Origin of the sequence: Granulicella sp. S156, from assembly GCF_009766105.1 — a bacterium.
Lineage (GTDB): Bacteria > Acidobacteriota > Terriglobia > Terriglobales > Acidobacteriaceae > Granulicella.
Genome location: NZ_LMUH01000005.1, coordinates 203,488 through 211,046 on the forward strand (window position 1 = coordinate 203,488; position 7,559 = coordinate 211,046).

Sequence of the window (7,559 nt, forward strand, 5' to 3'; positions counted from 1 at the left end):
AAATCGGAATCCATGACGCCCATCGCGCGCCTATGCCGGTTTGCGTCTTCTGCATTTGTTCGCCGCTTCATTCACCTATTTCTTAAGGAATATCTTGTCTACTCTTACGCTTGAATCGATTTTGAACCCTGAACCCCTGACCCCCTCGCGCACCATCACCGCCACCGACGAAGCCACCACCGTCACCTTTACCGACTTCGACATCTCGCAGTCCCTCAAGGACCGCCTCTCCGCTGCCGGCTTCGTCACCCCGACGCCCGTGCAGGCCGGAGCCATTCCCCCCGCGCTCGAAGGCGACGACATTCTTGCCACTGCCTCCACCGGCACCGGCAAGACCCTCAGCTTCCTCATCCCGATGATCGACCGCCTCGAAGAGATCTCGAAGCCCTCGACCCGCGGCGCGAAGAACCCTATCCTCGCCCTGATCCTCCTGCCCACCCGTGAGCTCGCCATGCAGGTGCTCGAGGCCTACTTCAAGATCTGCCCCACGCTCAAGAGCGATGCCGTGCTGGTCTGCGGCGGCCTCTCCGAGAACACACAGCTTGAGCAGCTCAGCCGTGGCCCACGCCTGGTTGTTGCTACGCCCGGCCGTCTGGAAGACTTCCTCCGCCGCCGCGCCGTCTCGCTCAAGGATGTGGACATGCTCGTGCTCGACGAAGTCGACCGCATGCTCGACATGGGCTTTCTGCCCGCCATCAAGCGCATTGTGCAGGCGCTGCCGAAAGATCGCCAGACGATGTGCTACTCGGCTACGCTGGACGCCAGCATTCGCGAGATCGTTCGCGACTACGTGAACAACCCCGTTCGCATCGAGATCGGCACCACCTCGAAGCCGAGTGATCGCGTCGAGCTGCGCGTCTACACCGTGATGCAGGACCAGAAGCTCGCGCAGCTGGACAAGATGCTGAAGGAAGAAGAGGGCACTTACCTCGTCTTCTCTCGCACCAAGCACGGCGCGGACCGCATCGCCAAAAAGCTCGAGAAGGCCGGCCACGAGACCGAGGTCATTCACGGCGACCGCTCGCAGTCGCAGCGCACCGCAGCTCTCAGGAACTTCACCATGGGCAGAGCCCGCATCCTAGTCGCGACCGACGTAGCCGCACGCGGCATCGACGTCTCGCACATTGCGCATGTCGTGAACTATGACCTGCCGAATGGTTCGGACGACTTTGTGCATCGCATCGGCCGTACTGGCCGCGCAGGCGCAAAGGGTGTTGCAACGACCTTTGTGACACCGCTCGAAAAGGGTGACGCCCGCAAGCTGGAGCGCGAGCTGAAGATCAAGTTCCAGTGGCACGAGGCCGATAAGAACCTCGAAAAGGAACAGCGCAACCAGCCGATCGACATGAACAACGCCTCGGGCAGCGGCATCTCCGACCTGTTGCAGATGGAGACGCGCAGCTGGAAGAACGCCGATGGCAGCCCATCGACTGACTCCGGCAGCCAGCCGTCGCAGCGTCCCCGCAGTGGTGGCGGCAACTTTGGCCGTTCACACTCAGGCCCGCGCAGCAATGCCGGTGGCCGCTCACGCAGCGGGCCACGCAACGGTCGCGGCGCCAGCCGCGGACGCTAAGGTATAACGAAAGCCCCTCCTCGCGACGGTTTCCTGTTGCGAGGAGGGGCTTTCTTGTTTTGAGTTCAAAACGGACGAGTCAAATCGCGACTGCCATCAACAACGCGGACAATCTCTACTTTTTCGACCTGCCCCTCGTCTGTATCCGGATGGGTTTCATAAAGGATCAGATAAGGTCGCTCAATGAGAACCCGCGCAGTGGCAAAGATTTCCGGGCGACGAGTTCCCAGTCGCGGGAGTTCCGCTAGATGCTCCGCTGTGGCCTCGATTACGGTGTAGAGTTTCTCTGCGGCATTGGGGTTATCCAAGCCGATATAGATGTAAATGTCTAATAGATCTTCGCGAGCCCGAGGGCTCCAAACGAGTTCAGCGCTCATTAGATCGCCGCTTTGTGGCAACGCTCAACCGTTCCCGTGCTTCGCTTCGCAGCTTTGCAAAATCCAAAGGGGTAGCAGGTCCGCTGGCCTTTCCCTCAGCCCACATCTCCCTGAGCCGTTGGATATCCAACTGTCGCTGCTCGTGTTTGAACTGCCAATCGCGAAGAGCTTCCCGAACGATCTCGCTGGTTGTTGCATACTCACCGGTTTCGACAGCGGCTTTAAGGGCTGTGAGCTGTTCACCTGTTAAAGCGACGCTTACTTTTTGGATATCCGGCATAAGTCCTCTTGGTGGTAAATATTACTACTCCTTGCTTGCCCCTGATTCTAAGACGCATGATTCGCTACAATAAAGCTACGTTGACGCAACTATTGCGATACCTTATGATTCCAATAGGAGGTGTCCGATGTCAGCTGCTCACGTATTCCAAGTGACGGAACCCATCCTGTTCAATCCGCAGACCGGTCGTCTGGACGCGGCGCGGATCGCGCGCGAGATGAATGTTCCCGTTGGCACGATTGCGGAGGCCATCGGCCGCAAGGCTCCCGGTGTACGCAAGCATCCCGATGCCAGCAGTCTGCAGGGCGGTCTTCGCCGGGTGTATCGCATCTGGGTGGCGCTCGTGGATCTCTACGCCGGCGATAAAAGCAATGCGCGCATCTTTCTCAATGCGCCCAATCGGAATCTTGAGAACCATGCTCCCATCGAGTTCATCCAGAACGGCGATCTTGCTCCCCTCGAGCTGTTCGTCGATGCTATGAATGCCCGGCAACCGGCCTGATCGAGTAGCGATTGCACTCCATTGAAAGACTCATTCCGCTCTTAGAGAAGGCCCCGCTGGTCTCCTTCTCGGGATTCAGCTTCCGCGTCATCGCAGACCGGTGGCGCGCAGACCCTCTGTCCGCCATCGGAGCCTTCGAGCGCGGAGGCCGATTCAACGCGCCACGCATGTTTCCGATTCTCTATAGCGCAGACAGCCAGCTGACCGCGTTGCTTGAAGTAGAAGCTCTCTTCGTCGACGCCGAAGACCGATTGCGCGGCGCTCCGCGCAATCCGGACCTGATTCTCACACTCGACTGCACACTGCTGCGCGTTCTGGATCTTACGGTTGCGAACCTCTACGCCGATCTGGGCACGTCGTACGAAGAGTTGGTCAGCAATACGCCTTCGCGCTTCCTCTCAAATGCGCGCAATCAGGAGACTCCCACACAACAACTCGGTCAAGCGTGTTTCCGCTCCGGCAGAATATCTGCGCTGAAGGTCCCAAGCGCAGTGAATCCGAAGGGGTATTGCCTGGATATTCTTATCGAATCCCTCGTTGTTGGAGAGCGCGTCGCACTGCTCGATCACAATGGTCTTCTCCAGGCTGAAGTAACCGGATGGATTCCCAAACCGATCTAAAGCATCGCCTTCAACTTCGGCGACACAATCAACTTCGCCTCAGTCGCTGCCTGCACCTGTTCCACCGTTACACCTTCTGCGAGCTCTTCCAGCACCAGGCCTTCAGGCGTGACCGCGATCCACGCCAGCTCCGTCGCAATCGTATGAACGACGCCCACGCCAGTTAGCGGCAGCGTGCAGCGATGCAGGATCTTGGGCCGCCCATCGCGTGTTGTGTGCTCCATCGCGACAATCACCCTCCGTGCGCTCGCAACTAGGTCCATCGCCCCTCCCATGCCTTTTACAACCTTGCCGGGAATCATCCAGTTGGCCAGCGAGCCCTGCTCATCGACCTCCATTGCGCCGAGGATGCTGAGGTCAACGTGACCGCCGCGAATCATCGCGAAGCTATCCGCCGAGGAGAAGAACGAAGTTCCCGGCAATACCGAAACCGTCTCCTTGCCCGCGTTGATAAGGTCCGGATCTTCTTCGCCTTCGAGCGGGTACGGCCCAATGCCGAGCATCCCATTCTCCGACTGCAGCACGACATCCATCCCCGCAGGAACATGATTAGCAATCAGCGTCGGCATGCCGATGCCGAGGTTTACATAGAAGCCATCGCGCAACTCTTGAGCCACGCGCCGCACAATCCGGTCGCGCATGGCTGCGTCTGCCCTCTTCGTCTCACCACTCATTCGAGCCTGCCTTTGCTTTTCTTGTTGTCATCCCCGCAGGGGATCTGCTTCTGGAGGTTGCACAATCACAACTTAGCTTTTCGTACCGTCCGTCGTTCAATCCGTTTCTCACTCGGCGCGCAGAAGATCCGCTGCACATAGATCCCCGGTGTGTGAATCGCATCGGGATCCAACTCTCCTGGTTCGACTAACTCCTCGACCTCTGCAATCGTCACACGCGCGGCTGTGGCCATCATCGGATTGAAGTTTCGTGCTGTCCGCCGATAGACGAGGTTCCCCGCGCGATCGCCGCGCCAGGCCTTCACCAGCGCAAAGTCCGCGCGCAGAGCAGTCTCCATCAGATACATCTTGCCGTCGAACTCGCGTGTCTCTTTTCCTTCGGCGATTACCGTACCCACGCCCGCCGGCGTGTAGAACGCTGGAATCCCCGCTCCACCCGCGCGAATCCGCTCTGCCAACGTGCCTTGCGGGATCAGGTTGACCCTCAGTACGCCCGCGATCACCTGCTGTTCCAGTAGTTTGTTTTCCCCAACATAGCTTCCCGTGTGCGAGGCAATGATCCCAGCCTCCAGCATCAAACCCATGCCGAATCCATCGACACCCATATTGTTGGAGATGGTATGCAGGCCACGCACGCCGCGCCGTACCAGCGCCGCGATGGAGTTCTCCGGAATACCGCACAGCCCAAAGCCGCCAAGCATCACCGTCGCACCCTCAGGCACATCGTGCAACGCCGCATCCGCACTTGCGAAGACCTTATTCATCAACCTACCTACCGGTCTACATTTGGCGCAGACCGAAAGCCGAGACTACGCGCCTCACTGAAGCGAGGTCAAACCCGCGTCCCCAAGACACCGGCGCACGTCATATCCTAGAGATGATGCCGAACGATACGATTCCGAACTCACTCCCCCTCGCGATCTACTACGAGCAGCCGAACTGGTTCAAGCCGCTCTTCGCCGAACTCGACCGCCGCGGAACGCCGTACGTGAAGTTGTTTGCGCCCGACCACTTCTATTCGCCCGAAGACCATCCCGAGGAGAAGTACTCGCTGGTCTTCAACCGCATGTCGCCCTCGGCGTGGAACCGCGACCACGGCGACCAGATCTTCTACACCCTCGGCTTCCTCGAACATCTCGAGAGCCGCGGCGTAAAGGTGATCAACGGCTTCAAGGCCTTCAGCTCGGAGCTCAGCAAGGCAGGCCAGCTCACCCTGATGGACTCTCTCGGTATCGCCTATCCCAAGGCCCGCGTCATCCACCGCCCCGCACAGGCGGAGGCTGCCAGCGAAGGCCTGCGCTGGCCCATCGTCGTCAAGCCGAACATCGGCGGCAGCGGCGCGGGCGTCAAACGCTTCGATGGCATGTCGCAACTGCGTGCCGCCATCGCCGCTCCCACCGGCAGCCCCGACGCGCTCCAGTTCGGTCTCGATTCAACAGCCCTGGTGCAGGAGTTCATCCCCGCACAGGACGCGCATATCGTCCGCGTCGAAGTATTGAACGGCAAGTTCCTGTACGCGATCAAGGTTCACATCACAGGCGAGACCTTCGACCTGTGCCCCGCGGACATCTGCCGAACTACCACCGGAGTCGACCTGAACCGCGCCGCCTGCGCCATCGACGCCCCCAAGTCCGGCATCACGGTCGAAGGCTATCAGCCACCCGCCGAAGCCATCGCCGATGTAGAAAGGATCATGCAGCACTCTGGCATCGATATCGGCGGCGTCGAATACATTACCGATAGCCGCGATGGCCAACGCTACTACTACGACACCAACGCGCTCTCTAACTTCGTAGCCGACGGCCCCAACGTCATCGGCTTCGATCCCTTCGCCAAACTCGTCGACTGGCTCGAAGCTGAAGCTGGCGTTAGTTCACAGTTGTCCGTTCTCAGTTCTCAGTGAACTGATACAAAGAGCAACTGACAACTTGAGAACGGAGAACTGACAACATCATGCGCTACGGCTTCTGGCTCCCCGTCTTTGGCGGCTGGCTACGCAACATCGACGACGAACAGATGCCCGCCACGTGGGAGTACACCCGCGCACTCTGCGAGCAGGCTGAAGCTCTCGGCTACGACCTCACCCTCATCGCCGAGCTGAACCTCAACGACATCAAGGGCCCCGAAGCTGACTCACTCGACGCCTGGTCGACCGTCGCCGCGCTCGCCGCTGTAACGCGCAAGCTCGAGCTGATGGTGGCAGTCCGTCCGACGTTCCACAACCCCGCACTGCTCGCCAAGCAGGCCGCGAACATCGACCGCATCAGCGGTGGCCGGCTTACCTTGAACGTCGTCTCCAGCTGGTGGGCCGACGAGGCGAAGAAGTACGGCATCGCCTTCGACGAGCACGACGACCGCTACGCCCGCACCTCGGAATGGTTGGATGTGCTCGACAACTGCTGGAGCACCCAGCACACCTCGCACACTGGCCGCTTCTACAACGTCGAAGACAATCTCCTCTCCCCCAAACCCTTCCCGCAGCGCACCTATTCGGGGACGCCGAACTCCACCCGCCCCACGCTCTACGCCGGCGGAGAATCCGAAGCCGCGAAGAACCTCATCGCCTCCAAATGCGACGCCTACCTGATGCACGGCGACGACCCCAACACCATCGCCGCCAAGGTTGCCGACATGAAGCAGCGCCGGGCCCAGCACCCGCAGCTTCCGCCGATGACCTTCGGCGTTACCGGCTACTGCATCGTGCGCGACTCCGAAGCCGAAGCGCAACGCGAGGTCGACCGCATCACCGCGCAGCCCGACCCCACGCAATCACCCGCGGGCTTCGCGAACTTTCAGCAGTGGATCACCGGCTCGCAGCTCGAAAAGAAGATCAGCCTGCGCGACTACTCCGTCTCCAACCGCGGCCTGCACAGTGGCCTCATCGGCACACCGGAGCAGGTAAAGCAGCGCCTCGCCGACTTCGAAGGCGCCGGCTGCTCGCTCGTACTGCTGCAGTCCTCGCCGCAGCACACCGAGATGGCCCGCTTCGCAAAGCAGGTCATGCCTGCCCATAAAACCGCATGAATGGAGCGCCTGGCTCTTCCGGCCTTTGCCCCTCACCGCTTGCATCTTCCCGCTCTCAACCCGTACCCTTCTCTGCATGAAGTCCATGAACCGCCGCCGCTTCCTGCTCATGTCCGCCGCCACGGCCGCAACGTTCCCCACTCTCCGAGCCCTCGCACAAACGCCCGCCTCCGCGGCAACGCTCACGTTGCACCCTGACGCTCCCGGCCCGACGATCCCGCAGAACTTCATCGGCCTCAGCTACGAGACGCAGCAGCTCACCGACCCCGCCTTTTTCTCACCCAACAACGAAGGCCTCGTCGCACAGTTCCGCGAGCTCAGCCCCAATGGCGTCCTCCGCATCGGCGGCAACACCTCCGACGTCGGTTGGTGGAAGCCCACCCCCACCAGCAAGCAGCCGCCGCTGCCGCCCACAGTCATCATCGTGCCGCTCCGCCCCGAGGAGCGCCCCTTCCAGGAACTCGCCTACTCCGTCACCCCCGAGGCCGTCATCAACCTCCGTGCCTTCC

General features: G+C 60.6%; 9 protein-coding genes and 1 pseudogene. 6 read left to right on the forward strand and 4 right to left on the reverse strand.

Features of this window, described 5'->3' with window-relative positions; translation table 11 throughout:
- The first annotated feature begins 94 nt into the window (after nt 1-94).
- Complete coding sequence (locus GSQ91_RS03075; RefSeq protein WP_158819790.1) at nt 95-1,573, forward strand: DEAD/DEAH box helicase; 1,479 nt, start codon at nt 95-97, stop codon at nt 1,571-1,573.
- A gap of 65 nt (nt 1,574-1,638) precedes the next feature.
- Here GSQ91_RS03075 and GSQ91_RS03080 read toward each other — a convergent pair whose 3' ends face one another.
- Both GSQ91_RS03080 and GSQ91_RS03085 read right to left on the reverse strand, forming a co-directional pair.
- Nucleotides 1,639-1,950 carry a type II toxin-antitoxin system RelE/ParE family toxin gene (locus GSQ91_RS03080; RefSeq protein ID WP_158819791.1) on the reverse strand — a complete coding sequence of 104 codons (312 nt, stop codon included), beginning with the start codon at nt 1,948-1,950 and terminating at the stop codon, nt 1,639-1,641.
- Nucleotides 1,940-2,230 (reverse strand): type II toxin-antitoxin system ParD family antitoxin, encoded by a 291-nt coding sequence (locus GSQ91_RS03085; protein ID WP_158819792.1) that lies wholly within the window; start codon nt 2,228-2,230, stop codon nt 1,940-1,942. Before GSQ91_RS03085 ends, GSQ91_RS03080 begins: the two co-directional genes overlap by 11 nt.
- Nucleotides 2,231-2,357: 127 nt before the next feature.
- On the opposite strand from GSQ91_RS03085, the gene GSQ91_RS03090 reads away from it, so the two are divergent.
- Nucleotides 2,358-2,732 carry an antitoxin Xre/MbcA/ParS toxin-binding domain-containing protein gene (locus GSQ91_RS03090; RefSeq protein ID WP_158819793.1) on the forward strand — a complete coding sequence of 125 codons (375 nt, stop codon included), beginning with the start codon at nt 2,358-2,360 and terminating at the stop codon, nt 2,730-2,732.
- A gap of 11 nt (nt 2,733-2,743) precedes the next feature.
- The gene (locus GSQ91_RS03095; protein WP_158819794.1) at nt 2,744-3,352 is read left to right on the forward strand and encodes an RES family NAD+ phosphorylase; all 609 of its coding nucleotides are present in this window, start codon (nt 2,744-2,746) and stop codon (nt 3,350-3,352) included.
- Here the strand turns inward: GSQ91_RS03095 and GSQ91_RS03100 are convergent.
- On the reverse strand, nt 3,349-3,993 hold the full coding sequence (locus GSQ91_RS03100; protein ID WP_158820082.1) for a CoA transferase subunit B: 645 nt from the start codon (nt 3,991-3,993) through the stop codon (nt 3,349-3,351). The genes GSQ91_RS03095 and GSQ91_RS03100 overlap by 4 nt on opposite strands.
- Nucleotides 3,994-4,091: 98 nt before the next feature.
- Complete coding sequence (locus GSQ91_RS03105) at nt 4,092-4,790, reverse strand: CoA transferase subunit A (protein WP_174240638.1); 699 nt, start codon at nt 4,788-4,790, stop codon at nt 4,092-4,094.
- 113 nt (nt 4,791-4,903) lie between these two features.
- Between GSQ91_RS03105 and GSQ91_RS03110 the strand changes: the two genes are divergently transcribed.
- The 3 genes and pseudogenes from GSQ91_RS03110 to GSQ91_RS03120 form a co-directional block, all read left to right on the forward strand.
- Nucleotides 4,904-5,929, forward strand: a complete 1,026-nt coding sequence (locus GSQ91_RS03110) for a RimK family alpha-L-glutamate ligase (RefSeq protein ID WP_371417076.1) — start codon at nt 4,904-4,906, stop codon at nt 5,927-5,929.
- Between the two features lie 50 nt (nt 5,930-5,979).
- Nucleotides 5,980-7,050 (forward strand): LLM class flavin-dependent oxidoreductase, encoded by a 1,071-nt coding sequence (locus GSQ91_RS03115; protein ID WP_158819796.1) that lies wholly within the window; start codon nt 5,980-5,982, stop codon nt 7,048-7,050.
- A gap of 76 nt (nt 7,051-7,126) precedes the next feature.
- Nucleotides 7,127-7,559, forward strand: a pseudogene (locus tag GSQ91_RS03120) (hypothetical protein); the annotation flags it as partial.